Below are 26,691 nucleotides of genomic sequence, written 5' to 3' on the forward strand. Positions count from 1 at the left end.
GGTGAGCTCGTTTGATAAAACGATGAAATTTAATTTCTCCGATGATTCTGCCGAGACTAACGTAAATGAGGTGCTGATTACTGTGTATGACGCGCTTCAGGAAAAGGGCTACAATCCAATCAATCAGATTGTCGGATACTTGCTGTCAGGTGATCCCGCTTATATTCCTAGGCATCGTGACGCTCGCAATTTAATTCGCAAACTTGAAAGAGACGAATTAATCGAGGAATTGGTGAAGTCTTATTTAGAACAGCATAAAGAGGCGTAAATAAACAATGAGAATATTAGGGCTCGATTTAGGAACCAAAACACTCGGTGTTGCTCTGAGCGATGAAATGGGCTGGACTGCTCAAGGCATTGAGACCATAAAGATAAATGAAGCAGAGGGCGATTACGGATTACCCCGTTTATCTGAACTGACAAAAGACTATACTATAGATAAGATCGTGCTCGGCTTTCCTAAAAACATGAATGGAACAGTCGGCCCGAGAGGTGAAGCCAGCCAAACATTTGCGAAAGTGCTTGAAACCACGTACAATGTTCCTGTTGTGCTGTGGGACGAGCGTCTTACCACAATGGCGGCTGAAAAAATGCTGATTGCCGCTGATGTCAGCAGGCAGAAACGAAAAAAAGTCATTGATAAAATGGCGGCTGTTATGATTCTGCAAGGATATCTTGACAGCTTAAATTAAAGCCAGAGGTGAATATAATGGAACACGGCGAAAAAAATATTACAATTGTTGACGATCAAGGAAATGAACAGCTTTGCGAAGTGCTGTTTACATTTGAAAACGAAGAGTTTGGCAAATCTTATGTGTTGTACTACCCAATTGAAACAAAGAATGACGAAGAAGTAGAAATTCTTGCTTCCAGCTTTACGCCAAACGAAGATGGTGAAGACGGCGAACTATTCCCGATCGAAACCGATGAAGAATGGGATATGATCGAAGAGACATTAAACACGTTTTTAGCGGAAGAAGACGAAGAGTAAAAACCGCGCCAAAAGCCGGAGCCTATACTGCTCCGGCTTTTTTTCTGCTTATAAAGAGACTTTTTTTGTAATAAATTGCCGAAACAGCATGAATCATGTAGTATAAAAGCTGATGGGAGGAGACCTTATGTATATTAATCAGCAAAAAAAATCATTTTTAAATAAAAAAAGAATTGTACTGTCTTCCATTATTGTGCTGCTTCTCATCATAGGCGGAGCATTTTTATATGGGAAATCACTGCTGGAACCTGTTGAAAAAAACAATAAAACGACAGTTAATATTAACATTCCGAGCGGATCGTCTGTATCTGCGATCGCATCGATTTTGAAGGAAAACAATGTCATAAAAAGTGAAAAGGCATTTCAGTACTATGTGAAATATAAAAAAGCTTCCGGATTCCAAGCCGGGTACTACCATCTGAACAAAGGAATGGATCTGGATGCCATTATCAAGAAGCTGACAAGCGGAGCAACAAGCTACGCCTTTCAAATCACGGTGCCTGAGGGGAAACAGCTGACACAGATCGCCACAGCCATTGCGGAGGAAACGAAATACTCAACAAAACAGGTCATGGCAAAGCTGGACGATAAAACGTTTATCAATCAGCTGAAAAAGGAATTTCCGGACACCGTTACAAACGATGTTTTTCAGAAAAATATAAAGCATCCGCTGGAAGGATACCTATTCCCGGCTACATATCCATTCCACGATCCGGATACGTCGCTTGAGAACATCATAACTGAGATGATGAAACAGACAGATTCTTATGTGAAAACATACAAAACAGAAATGAAGAAAGAAAAGCTTTCTGTGCATAAGCTGCTGACGATGGCTTCTTTGATCGAAGAGGAAGCGACTGAAAAAGCAGATCGCCATAAAATTTCCAGCGTCTTTTATAACAGGCTGAAAAAGAAGATGCCGCTTCAGACCGATCCGACCGTCTTGTACGCGGCTGGCAAACATAAAGACCGGGTGCTTTATAAAGACCTTGAAATCGATTCGCCGTACAATACGTATAAAAACACCGGTCTGCCGCCAGGACCGATTGCCAATGCCGGAATGTCGTCATGGGAAGCGGCGCTTCATCCGGATAAAACGGACTATCTGTACTTTTTAGCAAAATCAAACGGTGAGGTCGTATTTACGAAAACATTAAAAGAACATAATAAAGCAAAAGAAAAATATATTTCGGCAAAAAATCAGAAATAAAAGGAGAGCAAAAGCTCTCCTTTTATTCGCATTCCGCAAGGTTTTATGATAAAATATATCGGGTTGTTTACTAACGTATACAAGTTGTGCTCAGAGAGTGTCCTGTGTCAAAGACTGGGGCACTCCTTTTTAGAACGGGAGGCTGTTTATTGTGACAGACCGCTATGAACAAATAAATGACTATATAGAAGCATTATTGAAGCCTCAGCCGGATAACGTGAGGAAACTGGAAGCATATGCGGAAGAACATCATGTTCCGATTATGGAAAAAGCGGGCATAGAAGTGTTGCTCCAAATTTTGTCTGTCAAACAGGCGAAGAAAATACTGGAGATCGGAACGGCTATCGGTTACTCGGCCATTCGAATGGCGCTGGCACTGCCGTCTGCAGAAATATATACGATTGAACGCAATGAGACACGCCATGAGGAAGCTGTTAACAACATAAAGGATTTTCAGCTTGATGACCGAATCCATGTGTTTTACGGGGACGCGCTCGAATTAGCAGAAGCCGTTCATGTCACAGCGCCATATGATGTGATTTTCATTGATGCTGCTAAAGGTCAATATCAAAACTTTTTTCACTTATATGAACCGATGCTTTCGCCAGACGGGGTGATTTTAACAGACAACGTGCTGTTTAAAGGTCTGGTGGCAGAGGATTACAGCAAAATAGAACCAAAAAGAAGGCGCAGGCTGGTATCAAAAATCGATGAGTATAATCATTGGCTGATGAATCATCCGGATTATCAAACTGCGATTATCCCTGTTGGGGACGGGCTTGCGATCAGTAAAAAGAAGAGGTGAACGTCATGAAAAAGCCAGAGCTCTTAGTCACACCGACAAGTACGGCAGACATTTTGCCGCTGATTCAGGCGGGGGCAACTGCGTTTTTAGTTGGGGAACAGAGATACGGTCTGAGATTAGCGGGGGAATTTTCCCGTGAGGATGTAACGAAAGCGGTAGACATTGCCCATAACGAAGGTGCAAAAGTATACGTTGCCGTAAATGGAATTTTTCATAACGATAAAGTGGGAGAACTTGGCGATTATCTCGCTTTCTTAGCGGAAACGGGCGTTGATGCGGCTGTATTCGGCGATCCTGCGGTTCTTATGGCTGCACGTGAATCAGCGCCGGAGCTGAAGCTTCATTGGAGCACAGAAACGACAGGAACCAACTATTATACATGCAACTACTGGGGACGTAAAGGCGCAGCTCGATCTGTGCTTGCCAGAGAATTAAATATGGACAGCATTGTTGAGATCAAAGAAAACGCAGAAGTTGAAATTGAAGTTCAGGTGCATGGAATGACCTGCATGTTCCAGTCGAAACGTTCCTTGATCGGAAACTATTTCGAATACCAAGGCAAAGTCATGGACATTGAAAGAAAGAAAAAAGAATCCGGCATGTTCCTGCATGATAAGGAACGCCATAATAAATATCCGATTTTCGAAGATGAGAACGGCACACATATCATGAGCCCGAACGATGTGTGCATTATTGATGAACTTGAAGAGCTGATAGATGCGGGAGTCGATTCTTTCAAAATCGACGGTGTTCTGAAATCATCTGAATACTTAGTGGAAGTCACCAGCATGTACAGAGAAGCGATTGATCTGTGTGCGGAAAACCGTGACGATTACGAAGCGAAAAAAGAAGACTGGATCGAACGCATTGAAAACATTCAGCCAGTAAACAGAAAAATAGATACCGGCTTCTTCTTTAAAGAAACGGTTTATTAATGAAAAGGAGGTTACGCTATGACTGCCGTAAATGATAAGATTTCTAAAATAGTTGATGGTAAGCGTGTGATTACGAAAAAGCCAGAGCTTCTCGCGCCTGCGGGGAATCTTGAAAAACTGAAAATTGCTGTGCATTACGGAGCGGACGCCGTCTTTATCGGAGGGCAGGAATACGGGCTTCGTTCGAATGCGGATAACTTTACGATTGAAGAAATCGCAGAGGGCGTGGAATTTGCGAAAAAATACGGCGCGAAAATTTACGTCACAACAAATATTTTTGCTCATAACGAGAATATTGATGGGCTTGAAGAATATTTAAAAGCTCTCGGCGACGCCAACGTTGCCGGCATCATTGTGGCCGATCCGCTTATTATCGAAACCTGCCGCAGAGTAGCGCCTCACGTTGAGGTTCACTTGAGCACGCAGCAATCTCTCTCCAACTGGAAGGCTGTTCAGTTCTGGAAGGAAGAAGGGCTTGACCGTGTGGTGCTGGCCCGTGAGACAAGCGCGCTCGAAATCAGAGAAATGAAAGAAAAAGTAGATATCGAAATTGAATCCTTTATCCATGGTGCGATGTGTATTGCATACTCCGGCCGCTGTGTCTTGAGCAATCACATGACAGCCCGCGATTCCAACCGCGGAGGCTGCTGCCAGTCATGCCGCTGGGATTATGATTTATATCAAACCGACGGTGCCAATGCCGTTGCTTTATACAGTGAAGAAGACGCTCCGTTTGCAATGAGTCCGAAAGACTTGAAGCTGATTGAGTCGATTCCGAAAATGATTGAAATGGGCATCGACAGCTTAAAGATTGAAGGACGGATGAAATCCATTCACTACGTAGCGACAGTTGTCAGCGTATATCGTAAAGTGATTGACGCTTATTGCGCTGATCCCGATAACTTTGTGATTCAAAAAGAATGGCTGGAAGAGCTTGATAAATGCGCCAACCGTGACACTGCGACAGCTTTCTTCGAAGGAACACCAGGCTATGAAGAGCAAATGTTTGGCGAACACGGCAAAAAAACAACATTTGATTTTGTCGGCTTAGTGCTGAATTATGATGAGGATACACAAATGGTCACTCTTCAGCAGCGCAATTTCTTCAAAAAAGGCGACGAAGTAGAATTTTTCGGTCCGGAAATCGAAAACTTTACACATACGATTGAAACCATTTGGGACGAAGACGGAAATGAGCTAGACGCTGCCCGCCATCCCCTGCAAATTGTCAAATTCAAATTAGACAAAAAGATTTATCCGAGCAACATGATGAGAAAGGGGAAGTAATCACCCATGGGTAAGAGTCCAGTAGTCATTGGAATCGCAGGAGGTTCCGGTTCAGGAAAAACGAGTGTAACACGTTCAATTTATGAACAATTCAAAGGGCACTCGATTTTAATGATCCAGCAAGACCTCTATTATAAAGACCAAAGCCATCTTCCATTTGAAGAAAGGCTGAATACAAACTATGATCATCCGCTTGCGTTTGATAATGACTATTTAATCGAGCATATTCAAGACCTATTGAATTACCGTCCGATTGAAAAGCCGATTTACGATTATAAGCTTCACACACGGTCAGAAGAAACGGTTCACGTAGAGCCGAAAGACGTGATTATTCTTGAAGGCATTCTTGTTCTTGAAGATAAAAGGCTGCGCGACCTGATGGATATCAAGCTTTACGTTGACACAGACGCTGACTTGCGCATCATCAGACGGATTATGAGAGATATTAATGAGCGCGGACGCTCTATTGATTCTGTCATTGAACAATATGTGTCTGTTGTCCGCCCGATGCACAATCAATTCGTTGAGCCGACAAAGCGATACGCTGATATTATTATCCCGGAAGGCGGACAAAATCACGTTGCAATTGATCTGATGGTCACAAAGATTCAGACGATACTAGAGAAAAACCTTATATAATAGGCTTTTAAAGCGAATGGGCAAGGTCTGAAAAACGACCTTGCCCATTTTTTGCCCACGTTTTTTAAAAAATATCATTTGCAACTGCATTAAATTGAACGATTGCTTCAGTTTTTGTATCTTTCATGATGTGCGAATATATGTCTAAGGTTGTTTTTGATGAAGCATGTCCTAAACGTTTTTGGGCTTCTTTCAATTTAACTTCTGCGTCAATTAGAAGTGATGCATATGTGTGTCTCAGGTTATGGGGTGTGATCCGGGTGACACCAGCTTTTTTTATATAGGTGTCTAATTTGTAATTGAAATTCCGGGCTGGGATAGGGCGTCCGTTTTTGTCTGTAAACACAAATCCCTCATCCTTATACTGATCGCGATTCTCCATTTTGATGTGATTCTGTATATGTTTCAGTATTCTTAATTGGTTGATGACTTGGGGAGGCACAGGAACATTTCGTATTGATGATGAAGTTTTGGGACTGAGCAATTTATAATTGTCTCTCAGACCGCCTTGCTGATACAACGTATAGCGGACTCGTATGATTGATTCTTCGAAGTCTACCTTGTCCCATTTTAAAGCCACTGCTTCACCAATTCTAAGCCCTGAATAAACGAGCAGGACAAACATGGCTAAATCTTGCGGCCGTCCTCTTCTTTTTACACATTGTAGGAATTTAGATATCTCTTCCTTCTCCCAGAATTTAATGTCTTTCAGGTCCTGATCATCTGTGACTCGTTCAGCGTCTTTTGTACGAGGCAAACGAATCCCCACAAGAGGATCAAGTTTGAAGTATGAATCTCTCATAGCATTTTTAGTCATCATCTTAAAAACTTGGTGTACGCCTGTTAGTGTATTCTTTGCATAATTAGGTGCAATATCATTCAGAAATTTTTGATACATAGACGCATTGATGTTTTTCACCTTTATGCTTCCGATATGTTTTTTTATGATGACCATGCTGTCTTTACGAGCCTTCCAAGAGCTTTCTTTTACAGTGTGCTTGTACGTGTCAAACCATAAGTCTAAATACTCCGAAATGGTAATGGAGTCGTTCTTCTCATAAAATTGTTGATCAATATTTAATTCAGCTTCGGCAGCTGCTATCATAGCTTCTTTCTTTGTTCGGAAGCCTTTTTTTGTTTTTTCTCGACGTTTTCTGGTTATAGGATCATTGTAAGTGATTCTATATTCCCAGTTATCCCCACGCTTCCTATAACTTGCCACGGCTATTCCCTCCAATTTTTTTCTGAAATATAGACTCTAATACTATTATGCAATGTTACATAATGTTTTTGTAGGAAAAAATCCATAAAGTATGATACTAAGGCAGTGAATCAAACAGTAATTGATTTTACTAGTTTAGAACCAAAATAACATATAAAATATATCTTTTTAGTCAGAATTGTGGTATAATAAAGAAGAATCGGAAAATTATTTCTATTTAAATTTTTTGTTCTTTTTTTGAGTTTTTCGTCATTAATCGACAATCTTTTTTTGTTCAGTATGTTAAATTAATTTTAAAATGGTGATTATGATGGGTGAAGGTATAGTTGATGTTAGAAATCATTTAAAGGGTATAATTGAGTCTTCGGATGAAAAACAGAAAGAGATTGCCGATAAAATTGGAATTAGCGCTGCCCACTTAAGCAAGTTTTTGAATGGGCAAGAAATTTCACTTTGGATGGTGTTAGAGATAGTGTGTTATCTTGATAAGGATAACGAGGTTGAAATAATGCGGCAATGTTGCCTTGAGGCGACTAAGAAAAATATAAAAACAGCTTTTGAGTATGCTCATTCTAAAAGTTTGGACTCAGTCACTTGTATATTACTCAACAAAACCTTGGACGGAAATAACAGAGAGCTAAAGGAATGGGCAATAGTCTATCAGTGGCAACTATGGTCAAAATATAATCGTGTTTATAGTGAGGTTGATTACCTCGAAATGTTGAAAAAGCTGCAACCCAATTCTCATGATTTAAAAACACTTTTGCAAATTCTTGAGATGCTTTGTTTTTATTACAGTGAGAAGTATGATTTATCTCTGCACTACATAAAAAAAATTCACAATATGCTTCCAGAAATTAAAGATCCATTTATTAAAAAAGCATTTCTAAGCCGCACAGACGAAGCTCTCGCCAATATGCATCTTAAGTTTGAGAACGAAATAGATAAATCCAGACTAGCTGCTGAAAAGCTTATCGAAAGAAATTTTAGTGTTAACTCAGTGACTAATGGTTATTTTATATTGGGTTTATCATATTTATTTGAATCATACGAGAAAACATCAAACTTTCTCAAGAAAGGAATTCAGTTAAACAACACGAAAGAAAGATACTTTGTAGCTAATGATTTAAGAGAACAATTAGCTATAGCAAACCTTTTCTGGAACAAACCCGTACCGAAAGAATATATAGTGACTGATTTTATTAAATCCGTAGTCAATAAAGCTAATTTGAAATATTTTTATGACGACAAATATTATTCAGCTTTAGCTTTTTATTTTGACGGAAGAAGAGAAAGAAGTCAGGAGAAGTTACTTTTATCGCTACATGTTTTTTGTGAAAAGAAAGATTACTTTAGAGCAAATCTACCAAAAATGGAGTTGCTAAAATTAGGAGTTGATTATAATATATTAAAAAGGGAGGTGAAAATTAGTGAAAAAGACAATTATAGGAGTTTTGATTACTTTAGCAATAGCACTAGCATTTGTTTTTAGTGCAAATAATAGCGAGGATGCTCCGGGTTCGAAAAGCAATATAGTTGTTCCATCAACAGGAACTAAACAACTGGCTGATCCTCCAGTTGGGATGAGTTATAAGTTATCCAAAGAAGCACCAAAGCCTAAAAAAGAAAAAGCTATATTTTATTAAAAAGACGCTGCCAAATACATAGGCAACGTCTTTCGTGTTTTTAAAGAGGATTTCCTATTTTGACAAAATGAGAAAATAGGAAATCCTTCTGAACATATTTATTTTATAAGTGTATTCGATTATAATTAGAACAGATGTTCGCAGAAGGGGTTACTGAAAATGAAAAAAGATGTTTCACTTGATGAACTACTGGAGAAAATTAAACAACTGGCTGAAGAGGAATCAATCGATATCCGAACTACCCTTTGATTTTCTATACGCTTTTAAGACTTCTAACATCACATTAATTTCATCATCAGAAACCTCTTTGCCTTCAATAGTGAGGTTATATTTCTTTCTAAGGTTTTCAATAGATAAGTCACGCTCAAAAGTAATTTCTTTTTCAGCTTCCGAGAATTGATCCAAGTTGTTAAGATCAGTAAAAAAGTAAGAACGATCAACAGAAAAAAATTCGGCAATCTTATCTATTGTTTTAACAGATGGATATTGCGTACCTTTTTCTAACTTAGATAAATACCCTCGTGATATTCCTATGCCTTCAGCTGCTTGAACTAAACCATAACCTTTTTCTTCACGTAATTTTTTTATATTGGCACCTATATTTTTATTCAAATAATCACCTTATTTCGCCATTTAAAAGTTTTTTATTTGTAAAATATATAATTATTTTTATCACCTGTATTATAGACATTATAACACCTGTGTTGACAAATAGTATACAAATTATCGTAAGGGAGGGGTTGTCAATTCCAAGATAAGGTGTTATAGTTTTCTTAGTTTCCACACAGGAAACTCATGAAAGAGGTGAATAAATGAATATCTCGAAATTCAGAAACCGAGTCAAAGAAATTCGAACGAAAAAAGGGCAGACACTCAGAGAGTTTGCAGAGACACTTGGATTTTCAGCATCATATATTTCGAAGATTGAGAACGGGAAAGTAAACCCAAGTATTACAAGTATAGAAAAAATAGCCCGCAAACTAAATATTCCAATGAGTCATTTTTTTTAACATTGAGTTTCCTGTGAGGAAATAAAAAATTACTTGGAGGAACAATATGAAAATTGAACTCGAACAATCAGATATCGAGAGAATTACAAATGACGTTATTGCAAATGTGAGTGCTGCTTTGATTCCTAAGATTCAAGAAATGATCTCGGTCTTATCCTCACAAGATCAACTTCTCACTAAAAAAGAAGTGTACGAGGGGATCTTGAAATGCACAGCCAGAACAGCAGAAGAATTATATTTCAGTCAGCCTGATTTTCCGGTATTTGAGTTACCAGGGCGACCCGGCTCAGGAAAAACACAACAGAGGTTTTCGCGGCGTGCAGTCGAGGCGTGGATTGCTCAAAAAAATTGCACCAGAGCGGAAAGGATTGGATGAAATGTTCTTAGTAAGTCATGTTTGGCAAAATAACAGGTTTCATTTGGTTGTCAGTGAATCTAAGTTAACTCACGAAAAAGCTCTGGCTAAACTTCTTTCCCAAGGCGGGAAGGTTATCCGAAATGAAAGAACTGACAATCTTTTGGGCGCAGTCATTGTTAACGGCAAAAGATCGGTTTGGCCTTTAACTAAAGCGGAGGCAATAGAGCAAAGGAGTGAAACTAATGGCTAAGTATCGACACGTTCGGACTGAATTTTGGCAAGACCCGAAAGTGCTTGAAGAAATGACGCCGGAGGACAGATATTTTTATCTCTATCTGCTCACGAATCCTTTCACAACTCAGATCGGCATTTATTCAATCACTAAGAAACAAATGGCGTTTGATATTGGCTATTCAATCGAATCAATTAACAGTCTAATGGACCGGTTTCAAAATCATCATAGGTTAGTCGTGTATAACTCTGATACTAGGGAAATCGCCATTATGAAGTGGGGGAAATACAACCTCAATAAAGCTGGAAAACCAATGATGGACTGCATTGAAAAAGAGCTGCAGGAAGTTAAGGACAAAACGTTGATAGAACTTGTTTATCCGCATATTCCTAATGACGCTATCAGGGAATCATTTTCACGATACGTGAACGACACGTACCACGACACGTTAACGTCAAGGGGACAAAAAGAAAAAGAAAAAGAAAAAGAAAAAGAAAAATATATATTGTCGAGTAAACTCGACGACACATCTTCCAAAAATGATGTGATTCCTTACAAACTTATTATCGACCTTTTGAACAAAGTATCCGGTAAAAACTATCGTTCAGCTACACAGAAAACAAGAAGTCTTATTAAGGCAAGATGGAACGAGGGTTTTAGATTCAATGATTTTAAACATGTCATCCTTGTTAAAACCCAAGAATGGTTAAATGATCCGGAAATGAACAAATTCATTCGTCCAGAAACGTTATTCGGTACCAAGTTTGAAAATTATTTAAATCAAAAGGGAGGCCGCCAGTTTGATTCCAGCCCATCAAACGAAACAAACCAATACACAGGCCTTTTCTAAAGCAGTTCCCAAAAGCCTGCAGCACTTGTTTCCCAAAAAGGTCGGCGTTAGGGAGTGCGAGGGGTGCGGTAACGAGGTTCCGATTTACTTACAGAATGGCAAGAAGCATAGTCGGTGTTTAACTTGTGACAATCTTGCACTGGAAAAAGAAATGATTGAGTTTCAAGAAGAAACAGCAGCGGACGCATTCTTCTGGAATAACAGTCTGGTCCCTCCGGATACTCAGAAAGCCACATTTGGCAATTTCAACGTGAAAGGCTTATCTGACTCACAGATGGACGCCTTCCGAAAGCTGAAATGGTACGCTGAGAACTTTGAAAGCTGGGGAGACTTTGATTCCTTGCTACTACAAGGAAATTACGGGATCGGAAAGAGTCACTTGTCTCACAGCGTCGCACAATACGTCAAAGGGCTACGGAAAAAAGTGATCTTCGCCAATACAAAAATGCTGCTAAGAAAGATCAGGAACTCATACGCAGATAAGGCGGAAACTGAGAGCCTTATTCTAAAAAACATTGAGGCGTGCGATCTTCTAGTGCTTGATGACTTGGGCGCGGAGTATGTCAAAAAGGATAAAGACGGTGAGGAATCATGGGCTACTGACTTGATCCTGACAATTATTGAGTCTCGGGAGGACAAGCCTAATATCATTACCACCAATTACAACGTGGAAAATCTCCAAATGAAATACGGTGTTCACGGCGGCCGCATCATATCCCGAATGATGCAGGGAACAAGGGTTGTCAAGTTTACCGGAGAGGATAGACGCATTAAAGGAGGTGGGAACAGTGCATGGAACTAAGGCTCAGCTAATTATGCCCGGCGTGTGGGAGCTCAAGCCAGAACGAAAGCTTACTGACGCTGAACGCAAAAAAGAGATCAATAATCTGATTGCTCTCGTTGATCAGAAAATAGCAGACTATAAAAACTATAGGAGGAATGCAGTTTGAAACACGGTAAACGCCCAACACGCGTGCAAAAGGACATTATCAAGCAAAACGGTTTAAACCCTAACAACTGGCTGGTTTCTAAAAACCTGCAGCATGAACGGAGATTGATCATTGTTCACCGGTATACAGGAACGGTAAGGAAGTGTTTGGCATGAATGCGGTCCGGGCTGATCGTTTAGAAATTGCTTTGGTGGATCTTAATTTCGAATGGTCATTGGTACAAATGCGTCAGGTTGTAGATTACTGGTATGACGGTAAGTCAATTTACGATATGGCCGAGCTGTTGAACAGAAAGCCGGATGAAATCATTTTGCTAATCATTGATTTTGGAAGAGGCCGCATATTGCCGCCACGTCTTTACGGGTTAAATGCCAATAAGAAAATATCAATCAGGAAAAAGCTCATGGAAGAGAAAAAAGAGAGCTTGCGTCGGTTTTTGAAGGATGGACCGGTATATATTCCATTCCTTGAAAAAAACTTTGTATGGAATGATTGGGAAGTCAAGCGATTCCGTGAAATGTGGGGAGCCAATGATTCTATCATCTGCATTTCAAAACAGCTTAATAGAGACATTGACGAAGTGTTATTCCTCGTTATGGATCAAGCCAACAGGGACTTTATTCAGCCACGAATGAACGGGCTTCTTGGAAAGGATGCGACAGAGCATGATCTTATCAGGCAGCGCCTTCCCTTTTGAGAAAGCAACCATTCATCAACTTATGGTCATCGTGCGGTATGAAGAATGTCCGCCCGACTATAAAAATGCTGCAATGCAATTATTGATCAAGAAGGGAGCGGGGACCGTTGAAATGGACCGAACGTCAGCACTTGATTGAGTGGCTCACTATCTTGGGTGGATACGGAAAAGCATTTCTGGAACGCCAGTCAGACGATGAAATTGAGACGCTTTACAATCTGCGCATCAAACAATTAAACGAAGAGTAAGGAGGCGAGGACATGACAGAAAATAAAAACTTACGTCAGCATGGGGAAGTCATTACATGGGTTATGACGGAAGAGGAGCGTTTGGAGTATATAAAAAAACATCCAATCATCCCAACGGAAGAACCACAGACGAAGCTGCAAGTTTTCCCGATGAACGATTGAATGTGACGGCCAACTAAAAAGCCGTTCCCGTATGGTAAATAATAAAAACTCGACACTTTTATTATACCATACGGGGGCGTTTACAGTGAACTGTCCAAAACATATAGAAAATCTGGAACAGGTACTTAATCAAATTGAAAATAACAAAAATTACGTCATTGTGATTGACGGAAACAATAAATCATTCAAGTTAACGGAAATGCCGGAGCACGGCAAAACAATCGTACAAACGTCAAAAGGCAATCTTTCAAGAATTGATTTTGAAATCGGCTATAAAATGTGACGCAGAGGGGCCGGTCCTCTCTGCGATATGGGAGGAACGGACATGGATAAATTACAGGAAATTATTAGTGACTTGTCATTGTGGCATTTAGCTTCTGAGGAGGAGTTGCAGCCATTTGATATAAATGCAGGGCCTTGCTACATCATCGAAAAGAGCTATGTCAAAGAAATAATGATCGGCTTCATGAAAAAACAGCAGGAAATCATCGAGGAAAACAAGCGCCAGCAGGAAGTAACGGTTCATCAATTCCGGCAGGCTCAAAAGGACATTCAGCACCTAAGCGGGGAAAGTAGCAGATACAAAAAGGCATTGGAGAAGATCATTACCAATCTCAATTTCGCGATAACAGTTGCTCAAAATGAATTGGAGGGTGATGCGAAATGATCCCTTTACAAGTTGAGCTACAGCGGGCAGTCAAAGCTACGAAAGACGAAGCGATGACCGTTTATGAGGCGGCGCAGTGTTTAAAGGTTAATGTCGAGGAAGTGCCTATGATCGTTGCTCAGGCTGATGATCTAAGAATGATTGGGAACGACGCAATTATTGCTAAAAGAGACAAGACAAATGGCTGGCTGATTGGGGCGATGGTTTTGGTTTTATTCTTTGCAATTGCAGTCGGTTGGGAATAGGGGGTTAAGGCGTGGGGTTTCCGAGAATTTTACACTATCCGGGCAGTAAATGGTCAATGACAGATTGGATCATTAGCCATATGCCTGAGCATAAAACATACGTTGAACCTTTCTTTGGATCCGGAGCATTGTTTTTCAATAAGCAACCTTCGACCATTGAAACGATAAATGATCTGGATAGCAGCGTGGTCAATCTTTTCAAGGTGATTCGGGATCATCCGGAAGAGCTTGCAAGATTGATCGAATGGACGCCTTTATCTAGAGAGGAGTATTACGCCTCCTATGAATCTGAATCAGGCAATGAATTAGAGGACGCCCGCCGGTTTCTTATACGTTGCTGGCAGGCCATAGGAGCAAAAACAAGTGATCGGACAGGCTGGCGGAGCCTTATCAGCAGTAACGGGCCTGACACGGCTAAAGAGTGGGGCAAACTGCCGGCAAAGATATTGTTAGTAGCCAAGCGATTGAAAGAGGCACAGATTGAACATCAGCCGGCTGTCCAGCTGCTTGAAAGATATAAGCGAAAAGAGGTTCTTGTTTACGCTGATCCTCCTTATATCATCGAAACACGGACAAAACGGCATTACAAACACGAAATGACGATTGATGATCATGTTGAGTTGCTTGAGACTTTGGACAAACACCCTGGTCCTGTTCTTCTCTCAGGCTATGCTCATCCAGTTTATGATGAACGGCTCAAACATTGGAAAAGAGAAGTGCGGCAAGTATCGGCCGAAGCAGGTGCCAAGCGTGAAGAGGTTTTATGGGTGAATCCGGTTGCTGCTGAACAAAGTTACTTTCAACAATCTTTATTTAGCTTGGAGGCGCGGCCATGATCAAGCAGCATTATGACGATGGAAAAAAGCATATACACGTTCTTTCATACGGAGGGGGCACACAATCAACGGCCCTTCTCCTCATGGCTTTGAAAGGTGAAATAAATGGCGTTATTCCTGACTATATCATTTTCTCTGATACTGGCTGGGAGCCTCAACACGTTTACGACTGGATCAACAAAGTAAACGAGCATATCAAAGAAACATATGGACGAGAGATCATTTTCACAGACAATGGCAGCATTAGAGATGACATTGTAAAAGGGGCTGAGACAGGAGAACGATTCGCGAGCATGCCTTTATACACGCGGGGTTCAAAGGGTGAAATTGGTATGGTAATGCGCCAGTGTACAAACGAATACAAAATATTGCCGGTTAACCGGAAAATCCGTTCATTGCTAGGGTACAAGCCGAGGCAGCGCATTAAAGAAGTCGTTCACCTATGGAAAGGCATTAGCACTGATGAAATTCAGCGAGTTAAACCGAGCCGGGAAAGCTGGCAAGTAGCCGAGCATCCTTTGGTTGATGTGGCTTTCATAGATCGGTCACGCTGCATTACTTACGTTGAACGTGAAGGGCTCGGGACCCCGGCGAAATCCAGCTGCATTGGCTGCCCTTTTCATGACTTCAATGCTTGGCGTGATATGAAAATGAAGGACCCAGAGTCATGGAATGACGCAGTGGAAATAGATCGGCTTATTCGGAAGCTGCCACGATTCAAAAATAACGCCTTCTTGCATAAGTCCGGGAAGCCTTTGGAGGAAGTTGATTTCAATGAGAATCAGCTCGACATTGATCACTTTTTGAATGAGTGTGAAGGGATGTGCGGCGTGTGATCGAATACAGCTGCCCTGAATATGGTCACAACGAATTAGATATAAAAATCCGCCCAGATGCCTGCTGCCCAAAATGCTGCTGCAGCATGGGCGTTGAGGAGGAAATAGCGTGAACAAATTATGCTGTGAAACATGTGGATTGGATACTCATGAAAATACTTCGCCTATCTTTGAAAAGCCTTTAAGGTTTGCTTTTCGATCAGATATTAAACAGCTAAAACAAAATACTGGTGACCATCGAAAACAAGAAAATATTTGTCTCGACTGTTTCACTGCTGAATTGAAACAAGTTAGCAAGGATTGCAAAACACGGTACAAGGTTAGAGTAAAGGAGAGCGGACAATGAATCTACAAAAAATGTTCGAAATGCAAAAGGCGCTTGATGAACGGATCATCAAAGAGAAGGGGCTGGAAGGTCAGGACTTGCTGCCAAACCTCATTCTCGCTTTACAAGTAGAGCTGGCCGAGTGTGCGAATGAATGGCGCGGCTTTAAGCATTGGAGCAATGACCGGGAGCCGAGAACAAAACATCCGTTAGAAGTTTCACCTAATGGTGCTTTCAGAAAAGGCGGAAACCCACTGCTTGAGGAATACGTGGACTGCCTTCACTTTATCCTGAGCATTGGCAATCGAATTGGATTTAATAATGATGCCACGATTCAGCAGATCATAAAACGTTCAAAAGAAAGGGAAGTAGAAACTAATATCGGTATTGGAAAAGCATTTTCACATTTAATGTCACTTGTGTTCGGTTTCTATTTTTCGATTGAGGATGAAGGGACTTATGTAAGGTCTTTTGAACGCTTTTTGAATTTGGGTCAACAGCTTGGGTTCACGCCTGAACAAATCGAAGCTGCTTACATGGAGAAAAACGCCGTCAATCATCAGCGGCAGCAGGAGGGGTATTGATGAACCATACCGACAACCCGATCATTTCAGACATCCAAACAATTGAAGGGGGAAGAACAATGAAATTCTATGAAATCAATGATCCATATTACGCACTGATCAAAGCGGAAGACAAGGCGGAAGCCGAGAAAATCTTCAATGAAACCGTCGCTGACACAGACGAATACGAAAATTTTCAAGAAGAGGAAATCAACGTGGTAAGCCGTGATTATGCTCTTATCGAATTTACGAAAGCGGGGGACGGAGAGGGAAATCTTGAATCCACAAAATTTATCATGGAAACGTTCAACAAACCGGAAAGCGAGACCCTTATTATGGACGGTTCCCTACTATGAACACAGCATACAGAGTTTGGGACGGCGAGCAGATGCATTATTGGGATGATGAAGGGTTGAGCCTTGAACTAATGGGTAACGAATGGGTTTTATGGCGGGATTTTGGTGACGGTTGCAGGGTTAGTATCGCAGAAAGTCACGAAGAAGGAACGGCTCTCATGTGGGGAACAGGTCAGAAAGATGAAAATGGAAAAATGATCTATCCAGGTGATGGAGTTGAATTTGAAGAAAGGAATTTAGCGCAGGCTTTTGCTGGCTGTGATGGACCTGATTTCATTAGGAAGAAGCGCATTATTTTCATAGCAAAGGGGCGGCACAATGTCCCTGAAGGCTTTATAAAAAACTTGAAGGTTATCGGCAACGTTTATGAAACTCCTAAGTTATTGGAGGGCGCGGAGTGAGTGAATACATTATAAAAGTCGGCAAACACGATTATTATGTGAAAGACTATAGATTCAGCGCTTTAAATGGAGACATAGGTCTGATGTTAACAGAAAGAATAGAAGAAGCGTACAAATGGGATGATCTAACCGAAGGTAGCTGCGAATCCCTTGCGTTTTTTATTGGCGGGGAAGTAATACCAAGTAATTTAGTCTAGAAAAATAAATATAAGTCCAAGATGGAGACGCCTGCGGACACTAATCACTGTACAGAGAAACCTGTGCTTTGGTTGGTGTCCGTTTTTTATTTGAACGGAGGGATGGCATGAAGCAGAGGAAGAAAAAGCCTAATAAAAACGCGCAGGAGCGTTCTAAACGGTTTTGGCGGCAAATGATGGGTCAAGATAGGCAAACATTGAAAAGAGGCAAAGGCGGGGCTTTAAGACGTAAATAAACGGGAGGGTAAAAATATGAATCAATTAACATTAAACATTCCTCAGATTGACGAAGAAGCGACTAAATTAAAAGCTGAGAAGCTGCTGGATCAATATCGGTTATATCTCTTACAGGTGCCAGATGATTTTTTGCCAAAGGTTACACCTACTTACAGCATTGTTCCGCCAAGTATCACGAATGAGTTTCATTCCTCAACAGAAGAGGCAGCATTAAAGCGTCTTGATTGGGAGATTCAGCGTGACAAATTCTTAAAAAGGATTCAAAGGGCTGTTAACCGGCTCTCTCAAAGAGAACGGCAGATCATCGTCATGCTCTATATGCAACTGGAAGAAATGTATGATTATGAAGTATATGCAGAAATGGGAATGAGCCAGCGCAGCTATTATCGTGCAAAGGCAAAAGCTCTCTATAGGCTGGCGTTTGCTCTAAGAGAAGAAGTCTACAAGAAAGGGGCAGCTTCTTAATGAATTTTGTTCAGCCTATACGTGATCCGGAATGCATCTTTTACATCAAGAGGTTTTTAAAAGAGCAAAACATGAGGAATTACATGCTATTCGTGACCGGTATCAATTCAGGGCTCCGCATATCAGATATTCTGCAGCTGAGAGTGAGAGACGCTAAACGGCCATACTTCAATCTCATAGAGAAGAAAACGAAAAAGAAAAAGAGAATTGATATGACGCCAGCTCTTCAAAGAGAATTTAAGGCCTATGTCGAAGGGAAAGAGGATCATGAATTTCTCTTTAAAAGCCGTGAAGGGATTAACAAGCCAATATCCCGGTCGATGGCATATAAGATTCTCAGGGCGGCTGCTGAGTATGTTGGTTTAGATGACATCGGCACACATACATTGAGGAAAACATTTGGATATCACTTTTACAAACAAACGAAGGACGTTGCCATGCTGCAGGAGATATTTAATCACTCGGACCAACGGACAACCCTGCGATACATCGGAATCAATCAAGACGCCATGAACAACGCCATGAAGAAATTTAAAATATAACCAGGCTCATCCAAAACAACAAGGATGGGCCTTTTTCTTTGCATTTTTCGTCAATTCCTCAAAAGTAACAGGTGTGTAATTCATTTTAGGGATATTGGTTAAAAACAGAGAGGACAAGGGGTTGGCTCAGTTCGACGAGTTGCACAGTATAAAACATATGGGTAATTCGTGGATAATGTGGATATGTTATACTTTTCTCATGAAAACCACCATTAAGGAGTGTTCGAATGAAGAGGTTCAGTTCTATGAAAGCAGGTTACGAATTAATAAATACATCCGGATATTATGAAAGAATAATAGATGAATTGATTATTGATTTTGATGATTCACTACCTTACCAATTCTTTAAAAAGAAAATAAGAAGCAATGAAACAATTTATGATATTGAATTTTATGGATTCGATAAAGAAGAAATTTTACCCGGTACCTATAGACTTACAGAAGTTGAGAGACAAAGAGTTAAATTACAAAAGTTTTAATTTTGGCAGACAAACGGCACAAACATGGCAATATAAAGGCAGACCATTTTGTTTTATATAAGCTATTATGGTAATAGGTAATAAACCGACAGGCGCTTTCCCATTCGGGAGGGCGCTTTTTAGTTTGTGGAAAGGGAGCGGCGTTACATGGAGTTAAATCTGTCATATATGAGCATTTCTGATTTATTGGAAAAGTCAGCAGAGAGCAATGAAATTATTTATACAAGATCAAATCAAAGGCTTCTCGGCAAAACAACTGCATTGATCCAGTTTGCGAGAGAAAATAATTCTCCTATTCTTATGCATGATTCGAGAATTGCAAAAGACTATCAAGAATTGCATCCAGATTTAACATTCATCAGTTATGAAAATGAGATAGCGTTAGACGGACTCACAAACGTTGTATGTGATGAAGGCGTGCCTTTATGTGTTGTTGAGAGACTGCATGGACTTGGTCAATTGTTAACAGGGTTTGTGCGAAAACCATTCCCGGAAGAAAAGTCTTTTTGTCCTTTTGTTGTTGCCACTGATGCTATTACCTATATCAGCGGAAAATACGGCGGCAAGAATATCCATATTCCAAAAAGTGTTTTAAGCAGTTTGGCAGAACACAAAGTTAAAGAGCCGCCATTGTTGCAAATTGAGCTGGATGACATTGATTCGGCACCTCGTATTTTTCACAAAGGGAAACAGATTGATTCGATTATAAACGCAAATTTTTCTTATCTAACAAATGATGATTCGACAATCAATCCAACCCATATAGACATTGAATACGTTGATAAAGAATGTAAGTTTGGAACAAAGGCAATTGTCCATAACAGACACTTCAAACGCCAGGAGGGAGCATCATGAAGCCTTTAGGTGAATTGGTAATCAATACTGTCATCGAGCTTAAGGAAGGCGATAAACGTATATCAACTCGTGTGAGTGATAGGGATGTAGTGATAGTCAATGCCAATGAAAAGATGTAACGCGCCAGCCTGCCGTAACTATGTGGACTGGACACAGCGCTATTGTGAGAAGCACGAGGGCTATGCTGATAAGCAGTACAACAAAGATGTGAGGTACAACAGGGAGAACAATAAGCTCTATTCCTATTACCATTCAAGAGAGTGGAAGCTTCTTCGTGAACAGAAGCTAAGAGAGAGTAATTATCATTGTGCCGTCTGTGCCTCACAGGGGCGTTTAAATAAGTCTCATAGGTTAGTAGTCCATCACAAGTTTAAAGAGCTTAGAGATGTATTAAACGACGATCAGGCACGTACTGATTTAAATAATCTTGAGGTGTTATGTCAGTATCATCATAACCAAGTCACGTTTGGGAAAGGAGAATGATTATGCCATTTAGGCCGATAGTTAAAGCCCCAAAGGTTCATGTTAGACCAACAGGTAAAGCTCCGAAGGTTCCTAAAAAAGAGCCTATGAATCCAAATAAATTTGCAGGTCTTATGCGGTGTGGCGTACTTACAGTAAACGAAGTTAGAGAGTATCATGGTCTTTCCCCAATTGTGGGTGGAGATTCTAAAATTTTTAACGGGAAAATGAATTAAGTCCCCCCGAACTTTAACCGGGTACCAAAAAAATTTTCCTGGGCATCGGCGCCCCGTTAACTTTGCAAAAAATGTTGAAATGAAATTTTGATTTTTACTTTTTCGCCCTTGTTTTTGATCTTTCATTTGGGTGGCCGAATCCTTGGTAGGTATGGGGCGATCTTCATTTTCTTAATTTGCCGAATTCGCTCAAATTTATAGTTCGCATTTTGGACGAAAGGTGGTGGTTTTGATTGGCGAGACGAAAGCAATTGACAGAAACGTTAAAAGGGCAAATTACCAACGAAGAGCGGGAAGAACGTCTGCAGCAGGAAGAAAAACTCAAAGATTTTTCGCCCTTGCAAGAAAAGCCACCATACTGGCTGTCCACGATGGCTAAAAATGAGTGGAGGCGGATCTACCCGCATATTATTAAAATGCCAATCTCTGAACTGGATTCGACGTTACTAGCCATTTATTGCAACAGCTACGCTCAATATAGAATGGCTCTCAAAGACATAATGACAGACGGACAAACCATTATTGAAATTAATAGTAAAGGGTTTGAAGTAAAAAAGAAAAATCCGTCCGTCGATATTATGAACAGTATGTCAAAGGAAATTCGCGGGATTGCGGGTCAGCTCGGTCTATCTCTGGATTCACGTCTACGAATTGTAGGGCTTGACGGGGATGACGATGAGGAGGACCTACTAGGTGCCATGATGAACGATGACGACTGAGAGAATTGATCCAGGCACGCTTTACGCGAAAAAGGTTGTCAGCGGAGAAATAACGGCATGCAAAAAAGTAATAAAAGCCTGTCAGCGTCACCTTAGAGATTTGGAAAGAGCAGCTGACCCATCCTATGAATATGAATACAGACCTGAAAAGGCAAAAAAGGTCATCAAGTTTCTTGAGATACTGCCGGATATATCAACGGGGAAGCCCACGAAGCTGGCTCTATTTCAAAAATTCATTGTATACATGCTTTACGCTTGGAGAAATAAGGAGACAGGTTTTCGCCGTTTCACAAAAGCCTATATAAGCATGGCGAGGAAGGGCGGAAAATCCGTACTTGTAGCGGGTCTTTCGTTGTACGAATTGATTTACGGGGAGGCCCCGAGGTTTGACAGGCAAATTTATGCGACAGCTAACTCAAGAGGCCAAGCAAAAACTGTCTTTAAAATGATTTCCATGCAATTGAAAAAGATAAGAAGCCAGTCAAAGGCAATTAGAAAATGGACAAAGATCATACAAAATGAAATCCGGTACCTGAAAGATGACTGCGTCATTATGCCTTTATCAAGGGATACTGATAACTTGGACAGTTTGAACGTTCTTATTGGAATTCTTGACGAGTACCACACAGCGTCCAACACAAAAATGATGGAAGTCCTGGAGTCTTCACAAGGGCAGCAGGACCAGGGTCTTATCTTAATCATTAGTACAGCCGGCTTTAAGCTGAACGGCCCCATGTATTCGCAGGAGTACCCTTATGTTGACGATATTCTAAGTGGCCGCAAGGAAAACGAAAACTATTTTGCAATTGTCTACGAACAGGATGACGAAGAGGAAATTTACGACGAAAGCACTTGGATAAAAAGTAACCCTTTACTTGAGGTAGAGGATCTTCAAAAAAAACTTCTGACCAATCTGCGCAAAAAACTAAAAGAGGCTCTTGATAAAGATGATTTAAACGGTACACTCGTAAAGAACTTTAATATATGGCAGTCTGCTTCCTCTGAAAGTTTTATCAACGGGAACGATTGGAAAAAGCGCGGTGTGGACGATGCACCGGACATTACAGGAAAGCCAGTCTACATAGGGATTGACTTATCACGAACAGATGATTTATCTGCCCTCAGTTTCATTTATCCGTTAGAGGATGAGAATGAGACATTTTATGTGGACAGTCATTCATTTGTTGGAACCAAAGGTGGACTGGATAATAAAATTGAACGTGACAAACTGGACTATCGCACTCTTGCGAAAGCTGGGTATTGTACCATAACCGATAAGAAATCAGGGATCATTAATCTGCAGCAAGTTGTGGAGTATATGATCAATCATATTAAAGAATTTGATTTACAAGTAAAGGGGATTTTCTTTGACCCTTACAATATATCTTTAGTCTTAAATGAGATTGAGAAATATGGCTATGAAGATGTGCTGATTGAAGTTCGTCAAGGTCCTCGCACATTATCTGAACCAACAAAAGATTTTCGTTTGAATGTATTCGACGGGAAAATCATACACAGTAAGAATCCATTGCTTGATACGGCGATGCACAATGCAATGCTGAAAAAAGTGAATGATACGATTCAAATTGACAAAGCGCTGAACAGGGAAAAGATTGACCCTGCAGCGGCGATGATGAACGCACACACGGGCGCAATGTACCATTACAAACAAGAGGAATTTGACTGGAATTCTTATTATGAAAGCGAAGAATTCACCCTTTAAGGAAGGAGGGAACACCATGAAATTAGGAAAAATAAATACTTTTTTGTTGGGAGTATGTCAGTTTATTAAGTTGAACTTGCATACTCTTTTATTTTTGACCGGCTTGTTTGTTATCGACTATGGGGTTTTCTTTCTCCATCCAGTAGCCGGCTTTATTGTGGCAGGGCTTTTTCTTGTTGTCATTGCCTTCTTACTGAATCCAAAAGAAGAGGGAGGGAGGTGATTAAGTGGCATTCTTTCGATCGTTAGATAAACAGAGCCCAGGAGCCCGAGAGTTCAATGAAATCATTCTTGGTTTGGACGGGCTGTCTTACACGTCTGTCAGTGCGATTAAAAACAGCGATGTATTCACCGCGGTTCTCACTCTTTCCTCTGACATTGCAGCGTCGCCAATTATGGTTCATCAAAATGGTGTTGAGGAAAAGGATTCTGATCTATTCAGGTTACTGAATGAGAAGCCAAATGATTATTATTCGGGGTACTTTTTTAAATTTATCTTGGTTGCTAACGCTTTAATGAACGGCCAGTCTTATGCGGAAATAGTTCGGGATAAAGAAGGCACGCCCTTAGAGCTGATCCATTTATTGAACAGTGAAGTCTATGCCGAGCAGCTGCAGGACCGGAATGAAATACTGTACCGGTATTATCCGTCTGGCGGCAAAGAAAGAGTCTTGAAGCCGGAAAATGTACTGCACATTAAATTTTTCAGCATGGACGGAATAACGGGTATGAGTCCCCTTTCTAGCCTTAAGCACGAGATTGAAAGCCAGGAGGCGGGGAAGCGACTTGTCACAGACTTTTTCAGAAGAGGCGTTAATTTAAGCGGTATTGTAAACATGAAAAAAGGTCATTTGTCTCCTGAGGCAAAGGACAAAATCCGTAATGAATTTGAAAAAGCAAACTCTGGCATAAAGAATCAGCAGCGGGTTGTTGTACTTGATGAAAATATGGAGTTTAGCCAGTTAGAAATTAATACTAAAGTGCTTGAGATCGTGAATAACTACACGCATTCAACGAAACAGATAGCGAAAGTGTTCGGGCTGCCGGCGCACAAGCTGGGTATTGAGCAGGTCAACACTTCACTAGAACAAGCAAACCTGGACTATCTGACAAATACACTTTCAAACTATTTTGCGGCCATCGCCTCAGAGCTTAATTTCAAAATGCTGCCGTACCCTTTAAACCTGCAGCGGAAATTCCAATTCGACACACGGCGATTTAGAGAAACGGACGCAAAAACAAAGCGCGAGAACGTTATTGCCTTGCTACAAAACGGTATTTTCTCTCTCAATAATGCCTTGGCTGAGTATGGTTACGAGCCAATACCAGACGGGGACAAGCGTTACATGAGTTTGAACTATGTGAACATTGATTCAATGGATGAGATTCAGAAAGCAAAAGCAAAGAGCCTGCCGATCTCGTCAGCAGGTGAAGGAGGTGAGGGGAATGTCTAAGGAAGTAGAGATTAGAACGTCGCAGGAAGGAGCTTTAAAAGCTCATTCAGACGATGACGGCCCAAAAGTGATCAGCGGTTATGCTTTAAAATTCGGCACCCGCAGCCACAATTTGGGCGGTTTTATTGAAATGATTGATAAAAGGGCTTTGGATCAGACAGACATGAGCGATGTGCGGGCTTTAATTGACCATGACCCGTCCAAGATTCTCGGGCGTACATCTGCCGGCACGCTTAAGCTTGAAGTTGATGACATCGGCTTAAGATTTGACGTTACTTTGCCGAATACACAGTACGCATTGGATTTATACGAAAATCTGCGGGTTGGCAATATCTCAAATTGTTCTTTCGGCTTCATGCTGGGGAAGGATGGAGACAGTTTTACTCGTGACCAGGAAACCGGCCTGCCGTTGAGGAGCTTGAGAAACATTTCAAAGCTTACAGATGTGTCAGTCGTTACTTATCCGGCTTATGAAGACACTGACGTGACAATTGCCAAACGGAATTTACAGCAGTACGAGGAAAGAAACCGGAATCCGGAAAAAGAAAAGCTGCTGCTGCAGCTGGATTTATTAAAAATAGGATTGTAAAAGCACTCGAAAATCGGGTGCTTATTTTATTTGAAAAGGAGCAAACAAATGTTAACTGAAAAAATTAAGGAACTACGATCACAGATTATTAAAAAACAAACGGCCATTAATACAAAAATCACAGATGCCCAAAAACGAGCAGAGGAAGACAAGTTGGACGAAGCTACAGCTCTGAAAGGTGAAATTACCTCCATGAAAGAAGAGCTTGACGCCCTGCAAAAAAAGCTTGCGGAGTATGAAGAGTTAGCCGGGCTTAAGCCGGAGAACCCAGCGCCAGCTGGCGGTAAAGAAGAAGACGACGAGGAGAAAAGATCAATGCATGGCGGTGGCTTCCGTACAATCATCAAACCAGGTAAGACAGAAGAGGTAAGAGCTTTTGAAGAGTTTTTGCGATCAAAAGGGGAAAAACGCGACGGGTTAAAATCTGATGGCGCTGAGGCGATTATTCCAATTGATGTAATCACCAAACCCCAACAGGAACCGGAAGATGTTGTGGACCTTGCCGCAATTGTTAATAACGTGAATGTGTCCACTGCTTCAGGTAGTTATCCGGTTCTAGCAAACGCTGATACAGGTCTAGTCTCTGTGGCGGAATTAGAGAAAAACCCTGAATTGGCGAAACCTAAGTTCAATAAAGTACCTTGGGCCGTAGAAACATATCGCGGTCATCTGCCTATTTCTCAGGAGGCTATTGATGATTCGGGTGTGGATTTGACTGCCATCGTGGCAAATCATCTGCAGCAGGTTAAACGTATCACAAAAAATACAAAAGTGGCGGAGGTTCTTCGGTCATTCCCAGCCAAATCAGTGACAGGTACAGACGAAATCAAACGCATCTTAAATGTTGATTTAAAGCAAGCATACGCCAGAAATATTGTTGCGACTGCATCAGCGTTTCAATTCCTTGATACGTTGAAAGATAAAAACGGCCAGTACATTTTACGTCAAGACATTTCTACACCAACAGGAAAGATGCTGCTTGGCAGCCAGGTCAATGTTGTGGACGATACTGTTTTAGGTGAGAAAGCCGGCGACGCTGTTATGTTTATCGGAGATTTGAAAAAAGCCGTCTTCTTCGCAAACCGTGTGGAGGCTACGGCGAAATGGGTAGAGAATGACGTTTACGGTCAGGTCCTTTCTCTGGCAGTTCGTTTCGACGTGAAAAAGGCTGATGAGAAAGCCGGTTACTTTGTCACTATTAATCAAACGACAACTAGCACAGAAGATCAGTCAGCGGTAGACGTGGGACAATAAAAAATAAT

45 protein-coding genes are annotated in these 26,691 nt (G+C 41.0%); 43 read left to right on the plus strand and 2 right to left on the minus strand.

Going from position 1 to position 26,691, the window contains the following annotated elements; all coding sequences use genetic code 11:
- Position 1: 1 nt before the first annotated feature.
- From CJU60_RS19055 to udk, 8 genes are all read left to right on the plus strand, one after another.
- Complete coding sequence (locus CJU60_RS19055; protein ID WP_003225903.1) at positions 2–268, plus strand: IreB family regulatory phosphoprotein; 267 nt, start codon at positions 2–4, stop codon at positions 266–268.
- A gap of 7 nt (positions 269–275) precedes the next feature.
- Positions 276–692: a Holliday junction resolvase RuvX gene (gene ruvX, locus CJU60_RS19060; RefSeq protein WP_024122301.1), complete on the plus strand. Its 417-nt coding sequence runs from the start codon at positions 276–278 to the stop codon at positions 690–692.
- 17 nt (positions 693–709) lie between these two features.
- Positions 710–991, plus strand: a complete 282-nt coding sequence (locus CJU60_RS19065; protein WP_010335105.1) for a DUF1292 domain-containing protein — start codon at positions 710–712, stop codon at positions 989–991.
- A gap of 127 nt (positions 992–1,118) precedes the next feature.
- Positions 1,119–2,201 carry an endolytic transglycosylase MltG gene (mltG, locus tag CJU60_RS19070; RefSeq protein ID WP_024122300.1) on the plus strand — a complete coding sequence of 361 codons (1,083 nt, stop codon included), beginning with the start codon at positions 1,119–1,121 and terminating at the stop codon, positions 2,199–2,201.
- 151 nt (positions 2,202–2,352) lie between these two features.
- Positions 2,353–3,006 (plus strand): O-methyltransferase, encoded by a 654-nt coding sequence (locus CJU60_RS19075; RefSeq protein ID WP_024122299.1) that lies wholly within the window; start codon positions 2,353–2,355, stop codon positions 3,004–3,006.
- A gap of 5 nt (positions 3,007–3,011) precedes the next feature.
- The gene (locus CJU60_RS19080; protein ID WP_095714640.1) at positions 3,012–3,941 is read left to right on the plus strand and encodes a peptidase U32 family protein; all 930 of its coding nucleotides are present in this window, start codon (positions 3,012–3,014) and stop codon (positions 3,939–3,941) included.
- 18 nt (positions 3,942–3,959) lie between these two features.
- Positions 3,960–5,228 carry a peptidase U32 family protein gene (locus CJU60_RS19085; RefSeq protein WP_095714641.1) on the plus strand — a complete coding sequence of 423 codons (1,269 nt, stop codon included), beginning with the start codon at positions 3,960–3,962 and terminating at the stop codon, positions 5,226–5,228.
- 6 nt (positions 5,229–5,234) lie between these two features.
- Complete coding sequence (udk, locus tag CJU60_RS19090) at positions 5,235–5,867, plus strand: uridine kinase (protein ID WP_095714642.1); 633 nt, start codon at positions 5,235–5,237, stop codon at positions 5,865–5,867.
- 64 nt (positions 5,868–5,931) lie between these two features.
- Here udk and CJU60_RS19095 read toward each other — a convergent pair whose 3' ends face one another.
- Positions 5,932–7,089, minus strand: a complete 1,158-nt coding sequence (locus tag CJU60_RS19095; protein WP_095714643.1) for a tyrosine-type recombinase/integrase — start codon at positions 7,087–7,089, stop codon at positions 5,932–5,934.
- A 310-nt stretch (positions 7,090–7,399) separates the two neighbouring features.
- Here CJU60_RS19095 and CJU60_RS19100 point away from each other — a divergent pair, with 310 nt between their 5' ends.
- Both CJU60_RS19100 and CJU60_RS21480 read left to right on the plus strand, forming a co-directional pair.
- Positions 7,400–8,581, plus strand: coding sequence for an AimR family lysis-lysogeny pheromone receptor (locus CJU60_RS19100; RefSeq protein ID WP_095714644.1), 1,182 nt, complete (start codon positions 7,400–7,402; stop codon positions 8,579–8,581).
- Positions 8,520–8,735 (plus strand): hypothetical protein, encoded by a 216-nt coding sequence (locus CJU60_RS21480; protein ID WP_141243805.1) that lies wholly within the window; start codon positions 8,520–8,522, stop codon positions 8,733–8,735. Before CJU60_RS19100 ends, CJU60_RS21480 begins: the two co-directional genes overlap by 62 nt.
- Before the next feature lie 222 nt (positions 8,736–8,957).
- On the opposite strand, the gene CJU60_RS19105 is transcribed toward CJU60_RS21480, so the two are convergent.
- A complete protein-coding gene (locus CJU60_RS19105) occupies positions 8,958–9,347 on the minus strand; it encodes a helix-turn-helix domain-containing protein (protein ID WP_095714645.1) in 390 nt (129 codons plus the stop codon).
- A gap of 200 nt (positions 9,348–9,547) precedes the next feature.
- On the opposite strand from CJU60_RS19105, the gene CJU60_RS19110 reads away from it, so the two are divergent.
- The 33 genes from CJU60_RS19110 to CJU60_RS19250 all read left to right on the plus strand — a co-directional run bounded on the left by CJU60_RS19110 (position 9,548) and on the right by CJU60_RS19250 (position 26,683).
- A complete protein-coding gene (locus CJU60_RS19110; RefSeq protein WP_077670761.1) occupies positions 9,548–9,745 on the plus strand; it encodes a helix-turn-helix domain-containing protein in 198 nt (65 codons plus the stop codon).
- Between the two features lie 46 nt (positions 9,746–9,791).
- Complete coding sequence (locus CJU60_RS19115) at positions 9,792–10,121, plus strand: hypothetical protein (protein WP_003237453.1); 330 nt, start codon at positions 9,792–9,794, stop codon at positions 10,119–10,121.
- 224 nt (positions 10,122–10,345) lie between these two features.
- Positions 10,346–11,185: a conserved phage C-terminal domain-containing protein gene (locus tag CJU60_RS19125; RefSeq protein ID WP_095714647.1), complete on the plus strand. Its 840-nt coding sequence runs from the start codon at positions 10,346–10,348 to the stop codon at positions 11,183–11,185.
- Positions 11,136–11,987, plus strand: a complete 852-nt coding sequence (locus CJU60_RS19130; protein ID WP_095714648.1) for an ATP-binding protein — start codon at positions 11,136–11,138, stop codon at positions 11,985–11,987. The genes CJU60_RS19125 and CJU60_RS19130 overlap by 50 nt, the downstream gene beginning before the upstream one ends.
- Positions 11,974–12,135: a hypothetical protein gene (locus tag CJU60_RS21630; RefSeq protein ID WP_176471093.1), complete on the plus strand. Its 162-nt coding sequence runs from the start codon at positions 11,974–11,976 to the stop codon at positions 12,133–12,135. Before CJU60_RS19130 ends, CJU60_RS21630 begins: the two co-directional genes overlap by 14 nt.
- Positions 12,132–12,290 carry a DUF6906 family protein gene (locus tag CJU60_RS21635; RefSeq protein ID WP_164972550.1) on the plus strand — a complete coding sequence of 53 codons (159 nt, stop codon included), beginning with the start codon at positions 12,132–12,134 and terminating at the stop codon, positions 12,288–12,290. The genes CJU60_RS21630 and CJU60_RS21635 overlap by 4 nt, the downstream gene beginning before the upstream one ends.
- Positions 12,287–12,832 carry a hypothetical protein gene (locus tag CJU60_RS19135; RefSeq protein WP_095714649.1) on the plus strand — a complete coding sequence of 182 codons (546 nt, stop codon included), beginning with the start codon at positions 12,287–12,289 and terminating at the stop codon, positions 12,830–12,832. The genes CJU60_RS21635 and CJU60_RS19135 overlap by 4 nt, the downstream gene beginning before the upstream one ends.
- 107 nt (positions 12,833–12,939) lie before the next feature.
- Positions 12,940–13,080 carry a BH0509 family protein gene (locus CJU60_RS21485; protein ID WP_141243806.1) on the plus strand — a complete coding sequence of 47 codons (141 nt, stop codon included), beginning with the start codon at positions 12,940–12,942 and terminating at the stop codon, positions 13,078–13,080.
- Positions 13,081–13,092: 12 nt separating this feature from the next.
- Positions 13,093–13,242 carry a hypothetical protein gene (locus tag CJU60_RS21640; RefSeq protein ID WP_176471094.1) on the plus strand — a complete coding sequence of 50 codons (150 nt, stop codon included), beginning with the start codon at positions 13,093–13,095 and terminating at the stop codon, positions 13,240–13,242.
- A gap of 85 nt (positions 13,243–13,327) precedes the next feature.
- Positions 13,328–13,525 (plus strand): XtrA/YqaO family protein, encoded by a 198-nt coding sequence (locus CJU60_RS19140; RefSeq protein ID WP_095714650.1) that lies wholly within the window; start codon positions 13,328–13,330, stop codon positions 13,523–13,525.
- A gap of 42 nt (positions 13,526–13,567) precedes the next feature.
- Positions 13,568–13,909: a hypothetical protein gene (locus CJU60_RS19145; RefSeq protein ID WP_095714651.1), complete on the plus strand. Its 342-nt coding sequence runs from the start codon at positions 13,568–13,570 to the stop codon at positions 13,907–13,909.
- Positions 13,906–14,154, plus strand: coding sequence for a hypothetical protein (locus CJU60_RS19150; RefSeq protein ID WP_095714652.1), 249 nt, complete (start codon positions 13,906–13,908; stop codon positions 14,152–14,154). Before CJU60_RS19145 ends, CJU60_RS19150 begins: the two co-directional genes overlap by 4 nt.
- Before the next feature lie 11 nt (positions 14,155–14,165).
- A complete protein-coding gene (locus CJU60_RS19155; RefSeq protein ID WP_095714653.1) occupies positions 14,166–14,990 on the plus strand; it encodes a DNA adenine methylase in 825 nt (274 codons plus the stop codon).
- On the plus strand, positions 14,987–15,826 hold the full coding sequence (locus tag CJU60_RS19160; protein WP_095714654.1) for a phosphoadenosine phosphosulfate reductase domain-containing protein: 840 nt from the start codon (positions 14,987–14,989) through the stop codon (positions 15,824–15,826). Before CJU60_RS19155 ends, CJU60_RS19160 begins: the two co-directional genes overlap by 4 nt.
- 109 nt (positions 15,827–15,935) lie before the next feature.
- Positions 15,936–16,172 carry a hypothetical protein gene (locus tag CJU60_RS19165; protein WP_095714655.1) on the plus strand — a complete coding sequence of 79 codons (237 nt, stop codon included), beginning with the start codon at positions 15,936–15,938 and terminating at the stop codon, positions 16,170–16,172.
- Positions 16,169–16,735 carry a dUTP diphosphatase gene (locus CJU60_RS19170; protein WP_095714656.1) on the plus strand — a complete coding sequence of 189 codons (567 nt, stop codon included), beginning with the start codon at positions 16,169–16,171 and terminating at the stop codon, positions 16,733–16,735. Before CJU60_RS19165 ends, CJU60_RS19170 begins: the two co-directional genes overlap by 4 nt.
- Entirely contained in the window at positions 16,735–17,070 is a 336-nt protein-coding gene (locus tag CJU60_RS19175) for a hypothetical protein (RefSeq protein WP_095714657.1), read from the plus strand. The genes CJU60_RS19170 and CJU60_RS19175 overlap by 1 nt, the downstream gene beginning before the upstream one ends.
- Positions 17,067–17,471, plus strand: a complete 405-nt coding sequence (locus tag CJU60_RS19180; RefSeq protein ID WP_095714658.1) for a YopX family protein — start codon at positions 17,067–17,069, stop codon at positions 17,469–17,471. Before CJU60_RS19175 ends, CJU60_RS19180 begins: the two co-directional genes overlap by 4 nt.
- Positions 17,468–17,668 carry a hypothetical protein gene (locus CJU60_RS19185; protein ID WP_095714659.1) on the plus strand — a complete coding sequence of 67 codons (201 nt, stop codon included), beginning with the start codon at positions 17,468–17,470 and terminating at the stop codon, positions 17,666–17,668. Before CJU60_RS19180 ends, CJU60_RS19185 begins: the two co-directional genes overlap by 4 nt.
- A 107-nt stretch (positions 17,669–17,775) precedes the next feature.
- Positions 17,776–17,904 carry a hypothetical protein gene (locus CJU60_RS21970; RefSeq protein WP_095714660.1) on the plus strand — a complete coding sequence of 43 codons (129 nt, stop codon included), beginning with the start codon at positions 17,776–17,778 and terminating at the stop codon, positions 17,902–17,904.
- A 16-nt stretch (positions 17,905–17,920) separates the two neighbouring features.
- Complete coding sequence (locus CJU60_RS19195) at positions 17,921–18,370, plus strand: ArpU family phage packaging/lysis transcriptional regulator (RefSeq protein WP_095714661.1); 450 nt, start codon at positions 17,921–17,923, stop codon at positions 18,368–18,370.
- Complete coding sequence (locus CJU60_RS19200; protein WP_003220264.1) at positions 18,370–18,912, plus strand: tyrosine-type recombinase/integrase; 543 nt, start codon at positions 18,370–18,372, stop codon at positions 18,910–18,912. Before CJU60_RS19195 ends, CJU60_RS19200 begins: the two co-directional genes overlap by 1 nt.
- 245 nt (positions 18,913–19,157) lie before the next feature.
- Positions 19,158–19,391 (plus strand): hypothetical protein, encoded by a 234-nt coding sequence (locus CJU60_RS19205; RefSeq protein ID WP_141243807.1) that lies wholly within the window; start codon positions 19,158–19,160, stop codon positions 19,389–19,391.
- 168 nt (positions 19,392–19,559) lie between these two features.
- Positions 19,560–20,246, plus strand: coding sequence for a hypothetical protein (locus CJU60_RS19210; protein ID WP_141243808.1), 687 nt, complete (start codon positions 19,560–19,562; stop codon positions 20,244–20,246).
- Entirely contained in the window at positions 20,243–20,365 is a 123-nt protein-coding gene (locus CJU60_RS21975; protein ID WP_255238361.1) for a hypothetical protein, read from the plus strand. The genes CJU60_RS19210 and CJU60_RS21975 overlap by 4 nt, the downstream gene beginning before the upstream one ends.
- Positions 20,352–20,729: an HNH endonuclease gene (locus CJU60_RS19215; protein ID WP_255238362.1), complete on the plus strand. Its 378-nt coding sequence runs from the start codon at positions 20,352–20,354 to the stop codon at positions 20,727–20,729. The genes CJU60_RS21975 and CJU60_RS19215 overlap by 14 nt, the downstream gene beginning before the upstream one ends.
- A gap of 2 nt (positions 20,730–20,731) precedes the next feature.
- The gene (locus CJU60_RS19220; protein WP_095714665.1) at positions 20,732–20,944 is read left to right on the plus strand and encodes a hypothetical protein; all 213 of its coding nucleotides are present in this window, start codon (positions 20,732–20,734) and stop codon (positions 20,942–20,944) included.
- 233 nt (positions 20,945–21,177) lie between these two features.
- Positions 21,178–21,663: a phage terminase small subunit P27 family gene (locus CJU60_RS19225; protein ID WP_095714666.1), complete on the plus strand. Its 486-nt coding sequence runs from the start codon at positions 21,178–21,180 to the stop codon at positions 21,661–21,663.
- A complete protein-coding gene (locus tag CJU60_RS19230; protein WP_095714667.1) occupies positions 21,653–23,386 on the plus strand; it encodes a terminase large subunit in 1,734 nt (577 codons plus the stop codon). Before CJU60_RS19225 ends, CJU60_RS19230 begins: the two co-directional genes overlap by 11 nt.
- 16 nt (positions 23,387–23,402) lie before the next feature.
- Complete coding sequence (locus CJU60_RS19235; RefSeq protein ID WP_095714668.1) at positions 23,403–23,609, plus strand: hypothetical protein; 207 nt, start codon at positions 23,403–23,405, stop codon at positions 23,607–23,609.
- A 4-nt stretch (positions 23,610–23,613) separates the two neighbouring features.
- Positions 23,614–24,840 carry a phage portal protein gene (locus tag CJU60_RS19240; RefSeq protein WP_095714669.1) on the plus strand — a complete coding sequence of 409 codons (1,227 nt, stop codon included), beginning with the start codon at positions 23,614–23,616 and terminating at the stop codon, positions 24,838–24,840.
- On the plus strand, positions 24,833–25,429 hold the full coding sequence (locus CJU60_RS19245) for an HK97 family phage prohead protease (protein ID WP_095714670.1): 597 nt from the start codon (positions 24,833–24,835) through the stop codon (positions 25,427–25,429). The genes CJU60_RS19240 and CJU60_RS19245 overlap by 8 nt, the downstream gene beginning before the upstream one ends.
- Before the next feature lie 48 nt (positions 25,430–25,477).
- Positions 25,478–26,683 carry a phage major capsid protein gene (locus CJU60_RS19250; RefSeq protein ID WP_095714671.1) on the plus strand — a complete coding sequence of 402 codons (1,206 nt, stop codon included), beginning with the start codon at positions 25,478–25,480 and terminating at the stop codon, positions 26,681–26,683.
- Positions 26,684–26,691: the final 8 nt, after the last annotated feature.

The sequence above is a fragment of the Bacillus sp. 7705b genome (assembly GCF_002289525.1).
In the GTDB taxonomy this organism is placed as follows: domain Bacteria; phylum Bacillota; class Bacilli; order Bacillales; family Bacillaceae; genus Bacillus; species Bacillus halotolerans.